Annotated in this window: 16 protein-coding genes; 9 read left to right on the top strand and 7 right to left on the bottom strand. The window is 59.7% G+C overall.

All coding sequences use genetic code 11. The features are described from left to right. Positions 1 to 264: 264 nt before the first annotated feature. Positions 265 to 1,617, top strand: a complete 1,353-nt coding sequence (locus HMPREF1261_RS05445; RefSeq protein WP_023030245.1) for an FAD-dependent oxidoreductase — start codon at positions 265 to 267, stop codon at positions 1,615 to 1,617. Between the two features lie 8 nt (positions 1,618 to 1,625). Here HMPREF1261_RS05445 and HMPREF1261_RS05440 read toward each other — a convergent pair whose 3' ends face one another. Further along, the gene (locus HMPREF1261_RS05440; RefSeq protein WP_005277491.1) at positions 1,626 to 2,993 is read right to left on the bottom strand and encodes a phosphomannomutase/phosphoglucomutase; all 1,368 of its coding nucleotides are present in this window, start codon (positions 2,991 to 2,993) and stop codon (positions 1,626 to 1,628) included. Positions 2,994 to 3,100: 107 nt separating this feature from the next. After that, complete coding sequence (locus HMPREF1261_RS05435; RefSeq protein ID WP_023016906.1) at positions 3,101 to 3,598, bottom strand: DUF3499 domain-containing protein; 498 nt, start codon at positions 3,596 to 3,598, stop codon at positions 3,101 to 3,103. Positions 3,599 to 3,686: 88 nt separating this feature from the next. Between HMPREF1261_RS05435 and HMPREF1261_RS05430 the strand changes: the two genes are divergently transcribed. Then, the gene (locus tag HMPREF1261_RS05430) at positions 3,687 to 4,163 is read left to right on the top strand and encodes a metallopeptidase family protein (RefSeq protein WP_005281750.1); all 477 of its coding nucleotides are present in this window, start codon (positions 3,687 to 3,689) and stop codon (positions 4,161 to 4,163) included. Between the two features lie 85 nt (positions 4,164 to 4,248). On the opposite strand, the gene HMPREF1261_RS05425 is transcribed toward HMPREF1261_RS05430, so the two are convergent. The 3 genes from HMPREF1261_RS05425 to HMPREF1261_RS05415 form a co-directional block, all read right to left on the bottom strand. Next, entirely contained in the window at positions 4,249 to 4,542 is a 294-nt protein-coding gene (locus HMPREF1261_RS05425; RefSeq protein ID WP_005277485.1) for a WhiB family transcriptional regulator, read from the bottom strand. Positions 4,543 to 4,980: 438 nt separating this feature from the next. Further along, positions 4,981 to 6,075: a sugar phosphate nucleotidyltransferase gene (locus tag HMPREF1261_RS05420; RefSeq protein WP_023025580.1), complete on the bottom strand. Its 1,095-nt coding sequence runs from the start codon at positions 6,073 to 6,075 to the stop codon at positions 4,981 to 4,983. A gap of 93 nt (positions 6,076 to 6,168) precedes the next feature. Continuing rightward, on the bottom strand, positions 6,169 to 7,077 hold the full coding sequence (locus HMPREF1261_RS05415) for a glycosyltransferase family 2 protein (protein ID WP_034657931.1): 909 nt from the start codon (positions 7,075 to 7,077) through the stop codon (positions 6,169 to 6,171). A gap of 133 nt (positions 7,078 to 7,210) precedes the next feature. On the opposite strand from HMPREF1261_RS05415, the gene HMPREF1261_RS05410 reads away from it, so the two are divergent. From HMPREF1261_RS05410 to HMPREF1261_RS05380, 7 genes are all read left to right on the top strand, one after another. Further along, positions 7,211 to 8,842, top strand: a complete 1,632-nt coding sequence (locus tag HMPREF1261_RS05410) for an LCP family protein (RefSeq protein ID WP_023030243.1) — start codon at positions 7,211 to 7,213, stop codon at positions 8,840 to 8,842. 25 nt (positions 8,843 to 8,867) lie between these two features. After that, positions 8,868 to 9,530, top strand: a complete 663-nt coding sequence (locus HMPREF1261_RS05405; protein WP_023030242.1) for a TIGR03089 family protein — start codon at positions 8,868 to 8,870, stop codon at positions 9,528 to 9,530. A 28-nt stretch (positions 9,531 to 9,558) separates the two neighbouring features. After that, positions 9,559 to 10,296: a sulfite exporter TauE/SafE family protein gene (locus tag HMPREF1261_RS05400; protein WP_005281740.1), complete on the top strand. Its 738-nt coding sequence runs from the start codon at positions 9,559 to 9,561 to the stop codon at positions 10,294 to 10,296. Between the two features lie 189 nt (positions 10,297 to 10,485). After that, positions 10,486 to 11,121: an ABC transporter permease gene (locus HMPREF1261_RS05395; RefSeq protein ID WP_023016902.1), complete on the top strand. Its 636-nt coding sequence runs from the start codon at positions 10,486 to 10,488 to the stop codon at positions 11,119 to 11,121. A 2-nt stretch (positions 11,122 to 11,123) separates the two neighbouring features. Further along, on the top strand, positions 11,124 to 12,338 hold the full coding sequence (locus tag HMPREF1261_RS05390) for an ABC transporter ATP-binding protein (protein ID WP_023030241.1): 1,215 nt from the start codon (positions 11,124 to 11,126) through the stop codon (positions 12,336 to 12,338). Next, positions 12,325 to 13,077, top strand: a complete 753-nt coding sequence (locus HMPREF1261_RS05385) for an ABC transporter permease (RefSeq protein WP_023030240.1) — start codon at positions 12,325 to 12,327, stop codon at positions 13,075 to 13,077. The genes HMPREF1261_RS05390 and HMPREF1261_RS05385 overlap by 14 nt, the downstream gene beginning before the upstream one ends. Then, entirely contained in the window at positions 13,074 to 14,030 is a 957-nt protein-coding gene (locus tag HMPREF1261_RS05380) for a glycine betaine ABC transporter substrate-binding protein (protein WP_023030239.1), read from the top strand. Before HMPREF1261_RS05385 ends, HMPREF1261_RS05380 begins: the two co-directional genes overlap by 4 nt. Positions 14,031 to 14,320: 290 nt before the next feature. Here the strand turns inward: HMPREF1261_RS05380 and HMPREF1261_RS05375 are convergent, their stop codons facing one another. Both HMPREF1261_RS05375 and HMPREF1261_RS05370 read right to left on the bottom strand, forming a co-directional pair. Further along, a complete protein-coding gene (locus tag HMPREF1261_RS05375) occupies positions 14,321 to 15,643 on the bottom strand; it encodes an MFS transporter (RefSeq protein WP_023016898.1) in 1,323 nt (440 codons plus the stop codon). Positions 15,644 to 16,136: 493 nt separating this feature from the next. Beyond that, positions 16,137 to 17,408: a threonine/serine exporter ThrE family protein gene (locus HMPREF1261_RS05370; protein WP_198012713.1), complete on the bottom strand. Its 1,272-nt coding sequence runs from the start codon at positions 17,406 to 17,408 to the stop codon at positions 16,137 to 16,139. Positions 17,409 to 17,678: the final 270 nt, after the last annotated feature.

Here is a 17,678-nt window from a genome sequence, read left to right as displayed (position 1 = left end):
CTACCCGTCTATAGATTACAGACAAATCGGTCTGTTTTATTTTCACTTTCCCCAAAGCTATGACCTGCACTTTGAGAAGGCTTAATAAAGAATCTAATTCTTCCGCTTGTGTGCAAACAGACCATACGGTTCACTCTCTTAAGAGAAATCCCGCGCTCACTCACGATAAATAGACTATGTGGTCTATTTGCGCATATTTATTGAGAACTTCGTTCCCTTCATCCCACCGCGGGAGACTACGCAGACAAGAAAGGCAAAATTACCGTGTCAGATAAACCCTTAAACGTAGCCGTCATCGGTGCCGGCCCCGCTGGCATTTACGCCTCCGATATCTTGGTGAAAAAGACCGACGGAAACGTGCGCATCGATCTCATTGAGCAGATGCCCGCCCCCTTCGGCCTCATCCGCTACGGCGTGGCCCCTGACCATCCACGCATTAAAGGCATCATTAAATCCCTGCACCGTGTATTGGACACGGAGCAGATTCGCCTGCTTACCAACGTGCACATCGGCCGCGATATCACCGTGGACGAGCTGCAGCAGCACTACGATGCCGTCGTCTTTGCCACCGGTGCGGTAGGCGATCGCCACCGCGATATCCCCGGCGCACAGCTGCAGGGCGTGCACGGCGCCGGTGAATTCGTAGGCTTCTATGACGGCAATCCGCGCTTTGAGCGCGAATGGGACCTCTCCGCCAGCGAGGTCGCTGTCATCGGCGTGGGCAATGTGGGCCTGGACGTCTCGCGTATCTTGGCCAAGACTGGCGATGAACTTAAGGTGACCGAGATCGCCGATAATGTCTACGATTCGCTGGCACAAAATAAGGCAGAGACCGTACGCGTCTTCGGGCGCCGCGGGCCCGCCCAAGCCAAGTTCACCCCGCAAGAGCTCAAAGAGCTCGACCACTCGGATAACATCAATGTGGTCGTCTCCCCCGAAGATATTGATTACGATGAGGCCTCGCTAGAGGCACGCGCTTCCAGCAAGTCCACGGATTTGGTCTGCCAGGTTCTTGAGCAATATGCCATTCGCGATCCCAAAAAGGCCCCGCATACGCTGCAGATTCATCTCTTTGAGCAGCCGGTGGAGATCCTCGGTGAGAACGGCCGGGTGAGCGGGATTAAAACGGAGCGCACCGAGCTGACCGGCGATGGCAGCGTGCGCGGGACGGGTAAATTCACCACGTGGCCAGTGCAAGCGGTCTACTTTGCCACGGGCTACCGCTCGGACGCCGTGGATGGCGTGCCATTTAATAGCGAGAAAAACGTCATCAATAATGACGGTGGCCACGTCATCGACGAAGAGGGCGCCATCGTGCCTGGTCTCTATACCACCGGCTGGGTAAAACGCGGACCCGTGGGGCTGATTGGCAATACCAAGTCCGATGCCAGAGAAACCATTGGCATGCTGCTTGATGATGCCGCCGCGGGCACCCTACCGTCCCCCACTTCCGGCGATATCACCGAGGTCTTTGCGGATAAGGGCATCGACTATCTCACCTGGCAGGATTGGCAGCGCCTCGATGCCGCTGAGCGCGCTTTGGGCGAGCGCGAAGGCCGCGAGCGAAAGAAGCACGTGGAGTGGGACGACATGGTCGCCCACTCCCGCGCGCAGTAATTCAGTAATTACCGTCTGATGATGGCGAGGACCTCGTCCACAATCTGCTGGACCTCCTCGGAGGTCTTCGCCTCAACATTGAGTCGCAACAGCGGCTCGGTATTGGAAGCGCGCACATTGAACCACGCGTCCGTGCCCTTGAGCTCGACCGTGACACCGTCGAGCTCATCGACGGATTCGATCTTATCCGCCAGCCCATCGAGCACGGCCTGGGTGGCGGCCTTTTGGTCCGCCACGGTGGAGTTGATCTCCCCGGAAGCCTCGTAGCGGGAGTATTCCGCCATGAGCTCGCTGAGCGGCTTATCCGTCTGTCCCAACGCGGCCAGGACGTGCATAGCGGCCAGCATGCCGGAATCGGCATTCCAGAATTCCTGGAAGTAGTAGTGCGCGGAGTGCTCGCCGCCAAAGGCCGCCGTGTGCTCGGCCATTTGGGCCTTAATGAAGGAGTGGCCCACGCGCGTGCGCACGGCGGTACCGCCCTTTTCCGCGATGAGCTCCGGCACCGTCTTGGAGGTAATCAGGTTGTGGATGATGGTCGCGCCCGGGAACTTATCCAAGTAGCGGCTGGCCACCAGCGCGCAGATGGCAGACGGCGATACTGGCTGGCCTTTTTCATCCACCACGAAGCAACGGTCGGCGTCGCCGTCGAAGGCAAGGCCGATATCGGCGTTTTGCTCTACGGTGAATTTCTGCAGATCCTCCAAGTTCTTGGGATCCAGCGGGTTCGCCTCGTGGTTGGGGAAGGTGCCGTCGAGCTCGAAGTAGAGATCGCGGACATCAAAGGGCAGGCCATCGAAAACGGCCGGGACCGTGTGCCCGCCCATGCCATTGGCGGCATCGACGGCGACGACCAGCGGCTTGGATTCTTCCAGCGGCACGAGGTGACGCAGGAAGTCCGCGTAGCCGGTCAGGATTTCTTGCTCGGCGATGGCACCATTAGGGCCGTCGTAGCTTGGGGTGCCATCGATAAGCATCTGCTTGATTTCTTCCAACCCAGTCTGTTGCCCCACGGGGACGGCACCGGCGCGGCAGAGCTTGATGCCGTTGTACTTCGCCGGGTTGTGGGAGGCGGTAAACATCGCGCCCGCGCACTCCATAGAACCCGCCGCATAGTAGAGCTCATCCGTAGAGGTAAGCCCCAAAAGCGTCACATGGAGGCCTTGACTCACCACGCCCTCAGCAAAGGCTTGCGCCAACGCGGGAGAAGACGGGCGCATATCGTGGCCTACAGCCACGGTGTTTTCGCCTTCTTCGCGCAGGATTGCGGCGAAGGCGGCGCCAGTATCGCGCACGAAGTCTTCATCGATATCTTCGCCCACCACGCCACGGACGTCATAGGCCTTAATCACTGCATCAAGATGCTCACGAGTTCGCATACCTCGCAATATTACTCCCTGCCTACGGGCAACTAGCGCAGTGCTCCTTCCGTGTCTGCGGCTAGGTAGCGCGAGTTTTCTCAGGCGCTGTGCTCAGCGCCCTTGCTTTAATCAGATTCGGTGTCCGTGTCCTGCCTCTCGGCAGAATTATCTTCGCTCTGCGCATCAGGAACGACGGACAGGTGAGCGCGGCGGGCCTTTTTGGCATAGGCCACGCGGCGGGTGCGAAATACCGGATGATTGGAATTGGCGGGATCAGCGCCATCGAAGGTGGCGGCGTAATCGATGGGATCTGCCCCGGAGCCGGCGCTGCGGTCATCGACAAGCCCAGTGGTCACCCTGCCATCTTCCTTGACCGCCTGGGCCAGGGCCATAAGGTCGTCATCCTCGTCGAGCTCGATGCGGTCTACGCGCACCAGCTCCCAGCCCACCGGCGCGGAGATGCGGTCGCGGTGGGTGCTGCAGAGATCCCAGCTGTGCGGGTTATCCTCTTCTGCCAGCGGGCCAACCACGGCGGTTTGATCCGCGTATGCGTAGGTCAACGTCGCCACGGCGGGTCGGCCGCAGCCTGGGCGGGAGCAATGGCGAGATTCAGTCACGCGCATTAGTCTAAACCCTTGGTTGAGATTTAGATAGTACTTCCCCGGCGTGGCTGCACTTATTGCGCAACCTTAGAGCTTTAGAATCAACGCCATGACCGCTGCTCGCCCCCGCCCGCATATCCGCCCCGCCCACGATCGCCACGGGCGCGGCCTGCACGGGCCCCTTCTGCCGCAGCAAACCCCACGCTACCGCAGCGCCCGCGAGCTTTTCGATGCCGCCGTCCTCGAGGCCTACGCACCCATTCAGCACGCCTTCGCCCCGCAATTGCGCGGGCTCGACCTTGCGGTAGACACCATCCCGCGCATGCGCCTTTCGGCGGATATGACGGTGCTGCCGGATGAAATCATTGCCGATGGCCCCGTGCCGCTCGGCCGCATCGTGCCCGCCGGTGTCGATTCCGCTGGTAGCCCTACCCGCGCCCGGCTCGTTATCTTCCGCATGCCCATTGAGCAGCGTGCCGTGACCTCCGCCGAGCGCGCGGAGCTCCTCGGCACGGTCATTACTGCCCTAGTGGCCAATTACTTAAACCTCGCCCCAGAGGAGGTAGACCCGCGCTATAGCTGGTAGGAAGGCATATTCGCGTTAAAGAAAACTCTAGCCCTTGACCACACCACGTAGGGCGCGGCCAAGGGCTAGAGCACACACAACTTAATTAACCAATCTCGCGCTTGAGGCGGCGACGTTCGCGGTCCGAAAGCCCGCCCCAAATTCCGAAGCGTTCATCGTGCTCCAGCGCGTATTCCAGGCACTCATCGCGCACCGCGCAGGCTTGGCAGATACGCTTTGCCTCACGGGTGGAACCTCCCTTTTCAGGGAAGAATGCCTCTGGATCCGTCTGCGCGCACAACGCTTGATCCTGCCACTCCTGCTCGACGGCACCGAAGAGTTCATCGAGCGATACCTCTGCAGCAGCACCGCCACGGAGAATGGCGTTGTTATTAGCCATTTTGTCCACGCCTTTTCCTTTCTCCGAGGTTGGGTAATCCTAATCAGTGCAACCGACTGTACACGAGGCTGAAGTGCGGCTGAATCGCCGTCAATCCTCGAGCCAATCCGTAAAAACGGGTGTGTCGGTCGCCGTTTCTTGCACTGATGTAATTTCACACCGGATCACTAAATATCGTCAACCTGAATTAGTGCCTTTTTCGCGCTTTATCGCAAAAACGCTGCACACGATCCCCATCCGTCACATTAGTAACACCTGGTGCCGTCCGGGGGTATAGGTAGGGGGTACTAGATATAGTGGTGCCCGGTTTTTCTGTCAACAATTTTCAGGAAGTATCGGCGTGTCTCCCAAAATCTCGGCCGGGCGGGGATCACAAAACCCTCCGCACCGCGCTCGTGCCCGAGCTACAGCAGGTGCGGAGGGTAGGTGGCGGGTGTTTTAGGCGTCGGAGCTAAAGCGGATGCCGGCATCGGGGATGGTCACACCGGGAAAGACTCGCATGCCGTCCACGAGCTCACAGCGGGCGCCAACGTGGGCGCCTTCGCCGATGACGCAGTTTTCGATGACCGCATTGGCGCCAATATGCGCGCCGGAGGCGATGATGGAGTTGTGGATGATGGCCCCTGGTTCGATGCGCACGCCATCAAAGACCACCGTTCCCTCCAGGCGGGAGCCCGCACCCACCTCGGATCCGCGGCCCACCGCGGTGCCAGATAGCAGCAGCACGCCGCCGGCAATACCGGCCGAGGATTCCACGAGGGATTCGCCGGTGCGGCCTTCCAACAGCGGCGATGGCGCGATGCCGCGCACCAGATCGGAGGAGCCGCGGGTGAAGTCATCGGGGCGGCCCATATCGCGCCAGTAGGAGTTATCGACGTGGCCGACGACCAGGCGGGCATCGGCAAGCAAGCCCGGGAAGGTCTCGCGCTCAACCGAAACCACGCGGCCTGCCGGGATGGATTCGATAACGGAGCGGTCAAAGACGTAGCAGCCGGCATTGATCTGGTTGGTTGGTGGATCCTCGGTCTTTTCCAAAAAGGCCGTGACCCGGCCCTCAGAATCCGTGGGCACGCAGCCGAAGGCGCGCGGATCCGCCACGTTGAGCAGGTGCATGGTGACATCGGCACCCTTGTTGTGGTGCGTGGTCAAAATGCCCTCTAGATCCATGCCGGAAAGAACATCGCCGTTGAAGACCATGACGGTGTCATTGCGCAGCTTGTCATAGACGTTGCGGATACCGCCGCCGGTGCCCAGCGCGGTTTCTTCCACCACGTATTCGATGTCCAGGCCGAGCTCGGAGCCATCGCCAAAGTATTCCTCGAAAACCTCTGCCTTGTACGAGGTGGACATCACCACGTGCTCAATGCCCGCGGCCTTGATGCGGGCGAGCAGGTGCTGCAGGAACGGGTAGTTCGCCGTCGGCAGCATGGGCTTGGGCGTACCAATGGTCAGTGGGCGCAGGCGAGTTCCGCGCCCGCCCACCAAAATCACTGCATCGGTGGTGGCACCGTGGGTGGTGGCTGCTTCAGTCATAGTCATCCTTTGTATGCAGACAATCTTATTCTGAGGTTTTTCGAGGGTCAGTGTATGCGGCCGCGACCAGAAACCAGGTCAACGGCACGCGCTTCAGGCTTCCGAATCTTTGGCGGTACTGGCACGAGCGGCCGTTACCGCTCCCCGCGCCTGCAAGCCCAGCCACAACGCTGCGCGCAGCGGGGCCTGCCACCACGCCGGGTGGCGGTCGGCCTGGAAGCGGTACGCGGAGCTGTGGTGCGCGCGCAGCATCGCCCCGGCGTGCGCCTGGGTGGAATGCCCCTTGGCGTGGCTAATGACGGCTTCCGGACAGAAAATATTTTGATACCCGGCGCGCGCGAAGCGATCGCCCAAGTCCACGTCTTCCAAGTACATGAAGTAGCGCTCATCAAAACCGCCGATGGCATCGAAGGCCTCCCAGCGCACCAAGAGGCAGGATCCGGATAACCACCCGGCGGGGCGCTGGACGGACATATCGGCATCGTTGCGGTACGTGCGTGTCCACGGATTAGAGGGCCATAGGTTAGAAAACAGCGCGTGGCCGATGCCGGTGGATATATTCGGCACCGACCGGGCGGACGGGTAGTTGCTGCCGTCGGGTTCCACGATGCGCGGGCCAACCGCCGCGGCATCCGGCCAGCGGCGCGCGCACGCAATCATCTGGTCAATCGCGCCTTCGGTGAAGGTGACATCCGGGTTAGAGATAAGGAAGAACTCATCGTCTACGCGCCGGTTCTCCCGTACCCACCGCGCGCCGGCGTTCATGCCAGCGCCGTAGCCAATATTGCCGCCGGTATCGAGGAAGTCCACGCCTTCCCTTTCCGCCGCGGCGGCTTCGGGGATGCCATCGGTCGAGCCATTATCCGCCAGCACCACCTGGGCGCCTTGGGCGCTGGCGTCCGGCAGGGAGCCTATAAAGCGCGCCAAGTACTCACCGGGGTTATAGGTCACGGTGATAATGGCGAGCGGAGCTGTAGTTTCAGTAGTCACAATGGGCCCCAAGCTTAGTCACGCCAGAGGCTGTGTCCGGAGACAGACACTGTTCAATTGCGCGAAACTGGTCACGGATCCCTAATTTTGGCGAGATCTCCCCTAAACTGTCTCCAGATCCCCGGAAAGTAGAAAGCCTTCACTTGTGACTTCTGAGAACACTCGCCGGGCGCGCAATATCCAACCCGCGCCCTCTGCCGCTAACGCGGTTAAGCAAAAGGGTTCCACGGCCACCAAAACCATCGTGGCTGTTATTTCTGCCCTCATCCTGGCTGTCTCCGGCGTGGGCTACGCCACGGTGGGGCGCCTGGATACGGGCATGTCCTCCGCCTCGGACTTATCTTTGGGCGAGGATGGTTTATCCGATCCTTCCTTGGACGGCGCCGCCGATATCTTGCTCGTGGGCAAGGATTCGCGCACCGATGCCCAGGGCAACCCGCTCTCTGAAAAGGAGCTGGCGGATCTCCACGCTGGCGTTGCCGAGGGTGAGGAAAATACCGACACCATCATGCTCGTGCGCATTCCGGAAGACGGCTCGCGCGCTACCGCGGTTTCCATTCCGCGCGATACCTATGTCAACGATCCGGACTACGGCAATATGAAGATCAATGCCGTCTACGCCTCGCACAAAAACGACAAGGTCCAAGAGCTCCAGCAGGAAAACGCCCAGGCGGAGGCGCAGGGCGAAAAGGCACCGTATACGGATAAGGACATCGAAAAGCACGGCGTAGAAGCCGGCCGCGAAGGCCTGCTGAAGATGGTGCACTCCCTGACCGGCGTATCCATTGACCACTACGCCGAGGTGGGTCTGCTGGGCTTTACGCTGCTTACTGATGCCGTCGGTGGCGTCGAGGTCTGCCTCAACGAGGATGTTGAGGACGAGATGTCCGGCGCCAACTTCCACAAGGGCACCCAGACCCTTAATGGTGCGCAGGCGCTGACCTTTGTGCGCCAGCGCTATAACCTGCCGCGCGGTGACCTTGACCGCATCGTACGCCAACAGGCGTATATGGCCTCGCTGGTCAATAAGGTGCTCGATAATGACACTCTGACCAGCCCATCCAAGCTCTCCAAGATTGCCAAGGCCGTGGAGCGCTCCGTGGTCATCGATGACGGCTGGGACATCATGGGCTTTGTCACCCAGCTAGCAGGCCTGGCCGGCGGCAACGTCACCTTTACCACCATTCCGGTCACCTCCATCGATGGCCGCGGCGATTACGGTGAATCCATCGTCACCATCGATACCAATGAGGTCCACCGCTTCATGGAGGATCTGGCCATGTCGCACGAGGAAGCCGAAGAAGACGCGGCCCACAAGGAGGAAAACGCCGAAAACGCAGCGGAGCACGATGCCGATATCAACTCCGATAACGAGGTCCACGTCCTCAATGCCGGCAATATCGATGGCTTGGCCGCTGGCATCGGCACCTGGCTGGAAAACACCGGCTATACCGTCGAGCGCTCCGCCAATGCCCAGCCCGGCATCTACTCTGAGTCCCAGGTCGTTGCCGCCGACCCCGAGAGCGAAGATGCCAAGAAGCTGGCGGAAAAGCTCGGTGGCCTGCCAGTGGTAGAAAACCCGCAGCTCGATGCCAATACCTTGCTCGTCGTAGCCACCGATGATTACCAGGGCCCTTCCGATGAGGAAGCCAGCGCCGAGGAATCCGCGGCCGAAGAGGATACCGACCTGGTAGGAACCCCGGGCAACGACTTCGGTGCCAACAAGGTTGCCCCTGAAATCGACGCCGGCGGCGACGGTCCGCGCTGCGTGAACTAAGCAGGCTGGCCTACGATGGGCGGGTATGGAACTACTCGCCCATCTTTTAAACGCCGATGCCGCCACCCCGCGGCTGACTGTTTATAACGAATCCACCGGCGCGCGCATGGATTTTTCCGCCCAGACGCTCGATAACTGGGTGGCCAAGATCGCCAATATGTTGGAAGAAGAGCTCGACTTGGAGCCGGATTCCACCATCGCCATCGACGTGCCCACCTCGTGGCAGGCCGCCGTCATTGCTTTAGGCGCCCTCGCCGCCGGGCCCAGCTTTGATTTCGGTGAATCGGCCGCGCTTGCCGATGTCGTCTTTACCTCCCCCTCCCGCTACCTCGCCGCCCAAGAGCGCCAGCCGCAGGCCGATATCGTGCTCATCAGCGACGACCCCTTTGGCCGCGGCATCGTTGAATCCGGCGGGGATCTGCCCACCGGTGCCATCGACTTCGGCCCCACCGTCCGTTTTTATGGAGATCAGTACTTTGGTGAAACCCAGCCCCTGCCGGAATTGGTGACTCCGCCCGGCTGCGCCGAGCGGCTGCTATCTACCGGGTCGAGCGATAAATCTTCCTTCACCCGCGCCGTCCTCGAGCCCTTAGCGGCCGGCGGCTCCGCCGTCATCGTCGCTGGACTCTGCCCCGCGTCCCGCCTGGATGAAATTGCAGCGAATGAGAAAGTAACCGCCCGGCTCTAGGCCAAGTGCCCTATACTTGCCTTCCATCATGTTCTTGGGAATCTCTTCAGACGCGTGGGTCTACATCTTTATTGGTGTGCTCATTTTGGTCGGCACTATCACTCAGGGCTCGATCGGCTTTGGGCTCGGCACCATCGCCACTCCCATCATCGCGCTCTTGCGCCCGGATTTAGTCCCCACGCTCATCTTGCTCCTCGCGCTGTGCATTTCCATCTATACGCTGGCGCGAACGTACCGCGAAACCTCATGGCGCTTGGTCGGCATATCCGTCATCGCCCGCATTCCGGGCTCGTTCGCCGGCGCGTGGGCAATCGCATCCCTCTCACACGATGGCCTTTCCATCTTCATCGGCTGCGCCGTGCTCTTGGCGATGTCCCTCTCCAGCCTCGGCTGGAGCCCCGAGCCCACCAGGCGCAATACCGTTCTTGCCGGCCTTACCTCCGGATTCCTGGGAACCTCTACCTCCATCGGTGGCCCACCGATGGCGCTGATTATGAAGCGCTTCGACCCACAGCGCACGCGCGGCAGCCTCGCCGGCACCTTTGTGATCGGTACCGTCATGTCCCTTATCATCCTGGGCTTTAACGGCCAGGTGACCCAGCCGCAGGTCTACGCCGCCGCGGCCTATAGCCCGTTAGTAGTCGTCGGCTTATTCATTGCCAACTACCTCAACCACTTCATCGATACCAAGCGCCTGAACCGCATCGTCACGGTGGTAGCTATTACCGCTGCCCTGGCACTTATCGGCCAAGTGCTGTTTTTCTAGGCCGCCACTAAGACCGGTATTACCTCGTGCTCACTGCCCCCGGTTTTGTGCCCAGCCTGTCACGCTATTGTTTCGCGCGTAAAAAGGCTTGTACGCTAGAAGCACATCATCAGCGCAGAGGAAGGACCAGAGAGTCTGTGCCCCTAATAATTTTCCCTGCGCCCTATTCTCTTTCTTTTAGGTGATGAAATGAACGAATTTATCGCTGCGCGCTGGCAGGATATCCTTTTCCGCAGTTACCAGCACGCAAGCCTTGTCATCCAATCAGTCGCCGTGGCCCTGGTCATCGCGTTGATTATTGCCATTTTCGTAGCCCAGCGCCCGCGCGGTGCGGCTATCGCTAATGCCCTGACCTCCATCGGCCTGACCTTGCCATCGCTGGCGCTCCTTGGTCTTGCCATCCCGCTGTTTGGCATCGGCACCATACCGTCGGTTGCCCTCGTGGTCTTTTATGCCGTCCTTCCCATCCTGCGCAATGCCATCGTCGGCTTGCACAATGTCAGCGACGATGTCATCGAATCCGCCCGCGGGCAGGGCATGAGCTCGACGGCTATCCTCTTCCGCATCCGGCTGCCGCTGGCCTGGCCGGTGATTATGACCGGCATCCGCGTCTCCACCCAGATGTCTATGGGTGTTGCCGCCATCGCCGCCTATGCGCTCGGCCCAGGACTGGGTGGATATATCTACTCAGGACTCAGCCAAATCGGCGGCACCAACGCACTTAATTTCACGCTGGTGGGCACCATCGGCGTCGTCATTATTGCGCTCATCGTGGATGCGATTCTCGCCGGAATCCAAAAATTGACCACCCCGAAAGGTATCTAAGAATGTCTGATTCAACGCACGCTTCATCCACGCACGCCGCGGACGCGAGCAATAGCGGTGCCAGCATCGTCTTCGATCACGTCACCAAGGCCTATTCGGGCCAAGACTCCCCCGCCGTGGAGGACCTTTCCTTCGAAATTCCGGCAGGCAAGCTGGTCGCATTCGTCGGGCCGTCTGGTTGTGGTAAGACCACCTCGCTGAAGATGATTAACCGCTTGGTGGAGCCGACCAGCGGCACCATTTATATCGATGGCGAGGACGCCACCAAGAAAAACCCCACGCAGCTGCGCCGCGATATTGGCTATGTCATCCAAGGCGGCGGCCTCATCCCGCACATGTCCGTCGCGGATAATATCGCCTTGGTGCCCAAGCTGAAGAAGTGGAAGGCCGATAAGATTGCTCAGCGCACCGATGAACTTTTGGATATGGTCGGGCTCGATCCTGCAACCTACCGCGATCGCTTCCCCAGCGAGCTATCCGGTGGCCAGCAACAGCGCGTCGGCGTCGCCCGCGGCCTGGCTGCGGATCCGCCGGTGGTCTTGATGGACGAGCCCTTCGGCGCGGTCGACCCCATCACCCGCACGCGCCTGCAGGATGAATTGGTCAATATCCAGTCCGAGCTGAAAAAGACCATCATCTGCGTCACGCACGATATCGATGAGGCCATCAAGCTGGGCCACCGCATCCTCATCTTTGAGCCAGGCGGGAAGATCAGCCAGTACGATACGCCCGAAAATATCCTCGCCGCGCCCGCGAATGACTTCGTGGCCGACTTCATTGGTTCCGGCTCCGCCCTAAAGCAGCTCAACCTGCGCCGCGCGGACGAGCTGGAACTTGCGGATCAGGCCACCGCGCGCATCGGTGAATCCACAACCGAGGCCCTAGCGCGCCTGCGCGAAGCCGGCGAAGAAATGGTGGTCATCGTCGATGACAAGGGCCATCCCCGCGACTGGATCTTCGCCCGCCAGCTCGAGCGCTACGAGACCATCCCGGAGCCGCAATTCGAGCTCAACTCCGTTGTGGATGCGCACTCTACGCTAAGCGATGCCATGTCCGCCATGCTTGCTTCCTCCCACAGCGGGGCGCTTGTTACCCGCCGCGGTGAATTCGTGGGCGTTTTGTACTACGAAACGGTCACGGATTATATCCAGCAGATGAATGCCGCCGCCCAAGAGGCTTTAGATGACAAGGAGGTGGATTCCGGTGGAGAAATTTAAGCGCCTGACCGGCGAAGACCGCCTCCTAATCATCGGCATCCCCATCCTGGTGGTGCTCACGGTGGGCGGCTGGCTCTTCTGGCACGCCACGGCCGAGCTGGATGATATTGAAGAGCGCACCCTGCAGATTAGTTCTGTGCTCACCATGACCCGCGAGCACTTAGTCCTCGTGGTCATTTCCGCGCTGTTGGTCATCGCCACGGCCGTGCCGCTGGGCATCGTGCTAACGCGCAAGTCCACCAAGTTCATGGCGCCGATCATCACCAGCATCGCGAATATTGGACAGGCCGCGCCCGTCGTCGGTGTCATCGTCCTATTGGCCATCTGGCTCGGCTTTGGCGAGCCGGTGGCCATCCTCGGCCTCTGGTTCTATGCCTTTTTGCCGGTACTCGCCAACGTAATTGCGGGTTTGCGGGGTGTGGATAAGCAGCTTGTCGAGGCCGCCTATGGCCTCAGCATGTCACCAATCCAGGTGCTCACCAAGGTCGAGCTGCCCATGGCCCTGCCGGTCATCATGACCGGCATCCGCACCTCCCTGGTGCTCTTGGTCGGCGCGGGTGCGTTTGCCACCTTTATCGATGCCGGCGGCCTCGGCGGGCTGATTACCACCGGTATTACCCTCTACCGCAACCCTATTCTCATCTCTGGCGCGGTCCTCATCGCCGCCTTAGCCTTAGCGGTCGAATGGGTGGGCCGCGTTCTTGAGGTTGTCTTCGCCCCGAAGGGAATGATCCAATGAAACGCCTCCTCGCAACCCTCGCTGCCGCAAGCACCTTCTTCCTCGCCGGGTGCGGCCTCGGCACCGCCGGTGGCCTCATCCCGAGTGGGGAATTAAAGGGTGACCTGGCCGATATTGACCTCGACGGCGCCAATATTTCCATCGGTTCCAAGAACTTCACCGAGCAGGTCATCCTGGGCAAGATTGGTGCCATCCTCTTGGAATCCGCAGGTGCCAACGTAAAGGACCTAACCAATATCCCCGGCTCTACCTCGGCGCGCCAAGCGCTGGAGGTCGGCGATATGGACTCCATGTTTGAATACACCGGTACCGCCTGGATTACCTACCTGGGCAACGCCGATCCGGTCCCCGGCTCGCAGGAGCAATACGAGGCAGTGAAGGAGGCCGATAAGGACCATGGACTTACCTGGCTACCCCCAGCGCCGATGAATAATACGTACGCGCTGGCCATTAGCGAGCAGTCCCACGCACAGTACGGCCTCGAATCGCTGGCCGATATCAAGGGTATTCCCGCCAACGAGCAGACCTTTTGCACCGATAGCGAATTCTTAGCCCGCAATGACGGCCTGCTTACCATGTTGGATAGCTATGGCATTGAACAACCACCGCGCGACCGCATCAGGATTATGGATTCCGGCGCCGTCTATGCCGCCTTGAATAAGGGCGAGTGCACCCTCGGTTCCATCTTTGCCACCGATGGCCGCATTAAGTCCTTAAACCTCACCGTGCTGGAGGACCCTGAGCTCTTCTTCCCCAAGTACAACCTCGCCCCGGTTGTGCGCACCGAGGTCTTGGAAGAATACCCAGAGATCAAGGATCTCTTCGCTCCCCTCGCGAAACTCCTGACGGATGAGAAGATGCAGGAGCTCAATGCCCGCGTGGACGTCGACGGTGAGGACTACACCGCCGTGGCACAGGATTTCCTCATCGATGAAGGCCTGCTAGAAGGATAATCTTTGAGGGCCGCTTACCAGCGCAAATGGATTTACAGGAAACTTTCAGTATTTTTCAGCGACCTATCAGATAGATTCCATTGCTGTTCCAGCCGCGTGCCCCATACTTAAATCATGCGTTTGAGAGAGCGCATACGAGAGAGATAGAGAGAACCCCTCAGTTTCCAGAGGGCGGTGAAAACCGATACATGGAAACACCCTTGTAGAGAGAGACGCCAGCGGCACTCGGAACCGAAAGGAACCGGGTGCCACTGGCGTTTTACTAGTTCTACAGGCATAACCCGCGCGGGTTATGCCACCAGCTTGTTCTTGCGCGGCGCGAAGAGCACGGCAGTACCCGTCACGATCGCCGCAGCCACCAGATAAAAGGCCGGGGCTAGTTTATTTCCGGTGGTATCAATCAGCCACGTCGCGATCATCGGGGCGGTACCGCCGAAGATGGCATTGGCAGTATTAAACGTCAGCGCGAAACCAGACAGGCGCACATGCGTGGGGAACTGCTCGGAAAGGAAGGAGGGCAAGACGCCATCGTTAAGCGCCAGCACCCCACCCAGGCACACCTGAATGATGATGACGAGCAGGATGCCTGCGCCATCGAGAAGCATGAATGCCGGAATAATGGCAAGTCCCATAAAGAGCGCGGCGCACAGCATGGTGGTGCGCCGGCCAAGGCGATCGGACAGCAGGCCTGTCAATAGCGCAAAGCCCACGTAGAACGCGGAGGCCACCGAAGACGCGATAAACGCCGGAGTTTCTGCCATGCCCAGCTCCTCCGAAAGATAGGTGGGCAGGTAGGTCAAGATGACGTAGAAGCCAATCGCGTTGAGCACCGCGCCGGCAAAGGCAATGGCCAGGGCCTTGGGGTATTTCAGCACCTGGCGCAGGGGCGAAAGTTCGGTGTCCGCGTGCTTTTCAAAGCGGTTGGATTCCTCCGTATGGCGGCGGATCCATAAGCCGTACAGGCCGAGCGGCACCGCCACTAGGAAGGGCACGCGCCAGCCCCAGGAATGCAGGGCATCATCATCGAGCACGCCAGTAAGAAATGCCGCGATGAGCGAGCCCAAGAGCAGCCCGGATGCGGTGGCCGAGGGCACCACCGCAGCATAAATCCCGCGTTTCCCAGGTGGGGCAATCTCAGCCAGGTGGGTGGCGGCGCCGGCATATTCACCGGCGGCGGAAAAGCCTTGCACCATGCGGCATATAAGAAGCAAGAGCGTCGCGGCAAAGCCGATGGTGGCATACCCAGGCAATAAACCGATGCAGGCGGTCGCCAGTGACATCAACACGATGGAATAGGTCAACGTGTGGATGCGGCCGTGCTTATCACCAATATGTCCCCAGACGATTCCCCCGATGGGGCGCACCAAGAATGACAGCGCGAAGAGCGCGAAGGTCAAAATCAGCGCGCGGCGGCCTTCCATTTCTGGGAAAAAGACGCGCGAGATAATCGCGGACATATAGATATAGGCCGCATAATCGAACCACTCAATAAACGTGCCGATGAATGCGGCCTTGATGGCGGAAACGCGCTGTTCATGTGAAGTGCCAGGAACGTCCACGTCCGTTCGCGCAGATTCATCGCTCGCTGGCGGTGGGGCTATCAGAGGAGCCATGCTCCTCACCTCGTTTCTGTTGAGCTTCTTTCGCAAAAATGGCGCAGAATAGTCTGCACCCGTAGCGACGAGCCTACAGAATTTACTATGCTTTAGGTCACTTTTATATGCCTTTATAGCTTCGCTGACACGCTTTGCTTGCCGATGCCTCCCTTCCCCACCCAACTCACAGCACTTTGCAGCAACCTTTCAGGCAGATTCCATTGCCGTTCCAGCCGCGTGCCCCATACTTAAATCATGCGTTTGAGAGAGCGCATACGAGAGAGAGATAGAGAGAACCCCTCAGTTTCCAGAGGGCGGTGAAAACCGATACATGGAAACACCCTTGTAGAGAGAGACGCCAGCGGCACTCGGAACCGAAAGGAACCGGGTGCCACTGGCGTTTTACTATTCGTGTTATTGGCTGCCGCTTTGCCTGTTGCCTCTGGCCGCCGTCTCTGGCCGCCGCCGCTGGCTATCGCCTCGGCCCCGCTGCAAGGCCGAACCACCCGCGCTAGGCGGGCTTCTTTCGTGGGATTTCCTTATCGAAATCAATGAGCCGCCCCAACGCCCAATCGCGGTCCGTGAGCAACCGGGCAAATACCATTCCTGCGCCGATGGCTCCTACCACCATCAAGCCGGTGGCCACATTTGCCACCGCCTGATCCATCTGGCCATCGTTGAGGTAATAGACCGCGCGGAACATCGTCACTCCAGGAATCATGATGACGGCGGCCGGCACGGTGGTGGTAATGCGCGGCAACCGCGCCTTTTGGGAGGCCACCGCGCCCAAGAGCCCGATAATCAGCCCGCCGATAAACGCTGCAAAGTAAATGGTCGTGCCCAGCTCAAGGAGGCCAAGGCGCACCGCGTTGGCCACTGTCCCCACGCTTGCAGCCACCAACACCATACGGCGCGAGGAATTAAAAAGGAAGGCAAAGCCCGCGATGCCGAAGAAACTGGCGACAAACGCCAGCAGGTACCACCGCGTATCCGGTGCGGGGACCGGCGGATCCGGGCTGAGATCCGTTAGCCAACTGACCATGGAGACGGTAAACGTAGCGGTAAAGATGACCGTAAACGCATAACCCAGCCGGGCGATACCCGCATCAAAGTCAAAGCGCGCGATATCAATCAGGGCCGAGAACAGCGGGAACCCCGGAATCAAAAAGAGCACCGCCGCAACATAGCCCGAGGACAGCGAGCTCGGCTCTACTACCCCAGCAAATCCGAGAAGCTCGATGAGGATAAAGAAGGTGATGCTGGCTGCCGCGCCACCGGCAATGATCCCGCCAATTTGGTGCACGTGCTGGTGAAGCACTTCATAGCGCACAAACTGCCCCACGAATGCCGCCAGCGCCACGAGCCCTACCGCTTGCACTGGGAAGAAATTTAAGAAAGCAAACGCCGCGCACGCGACCGCGGCCGCCGTGGATAGGACCCACACGCTCCAGCGCTTTTTCACATCGCTTTCTATGGAATCGAGCATCCCTGAAAGCTCTTCCGCGGTAATGCCGGAATATAGGTGGTTATGGGTGAGGTCCTCCAATGCCTCAATGCGGGAGGCATCAACGGCCGGCGAGTGCGTGCGCGCAATCACGGTGCGAAAGGAATCGCCCCGGTGGAAGGTGCAGGTAATCTGCGTCAGGCCCACATTGGCGTCCAGGTGATCAAACCCCAACGCCCGGGCGCTGCGCTTCATGCCGCGCAGCACGCGATAGCCCGATGTGCCAGCCCCCATCAGCATCATTCCGACACGCAAGACGACGTCAGCTTCCACGCCCATCTGCCGGTGAAAATTCGGATCATACTGCGACGACAAATCTTCCACCTCTACCTCGTACGAAAACTGCGATCCAGGCCACTTCCCAGCGGCCATTGCCCCAGCTTCCACGCACATTTTGGCTATTTCTTCTACCTCCCAGACTAGCGCACCGCGTGCCTACCCCGTGATCTTCTTAGCCTGCACTAACTTTCAGGAAAATTTCAGCTTTTTTCAATGCCTATAACAGGATTTAGGCCCATACTTTCCTTAGCGTTTGAGAGAACGCAAGAG

Source organism: Corynebacterium sp. KPL1818 (assembly GCF_000478135.1).
Lineage (GTDB): Bacteria > Actinomycetota > Actinomycetes > Mycobacteriales > Mycobacteriaceae > Corynebacterium > Corynebacterium accolens.
Note: the sequence above shows the minus strand (reverse complement) of the source record. Positions and strands in the feature narration are given on the sequence as shown.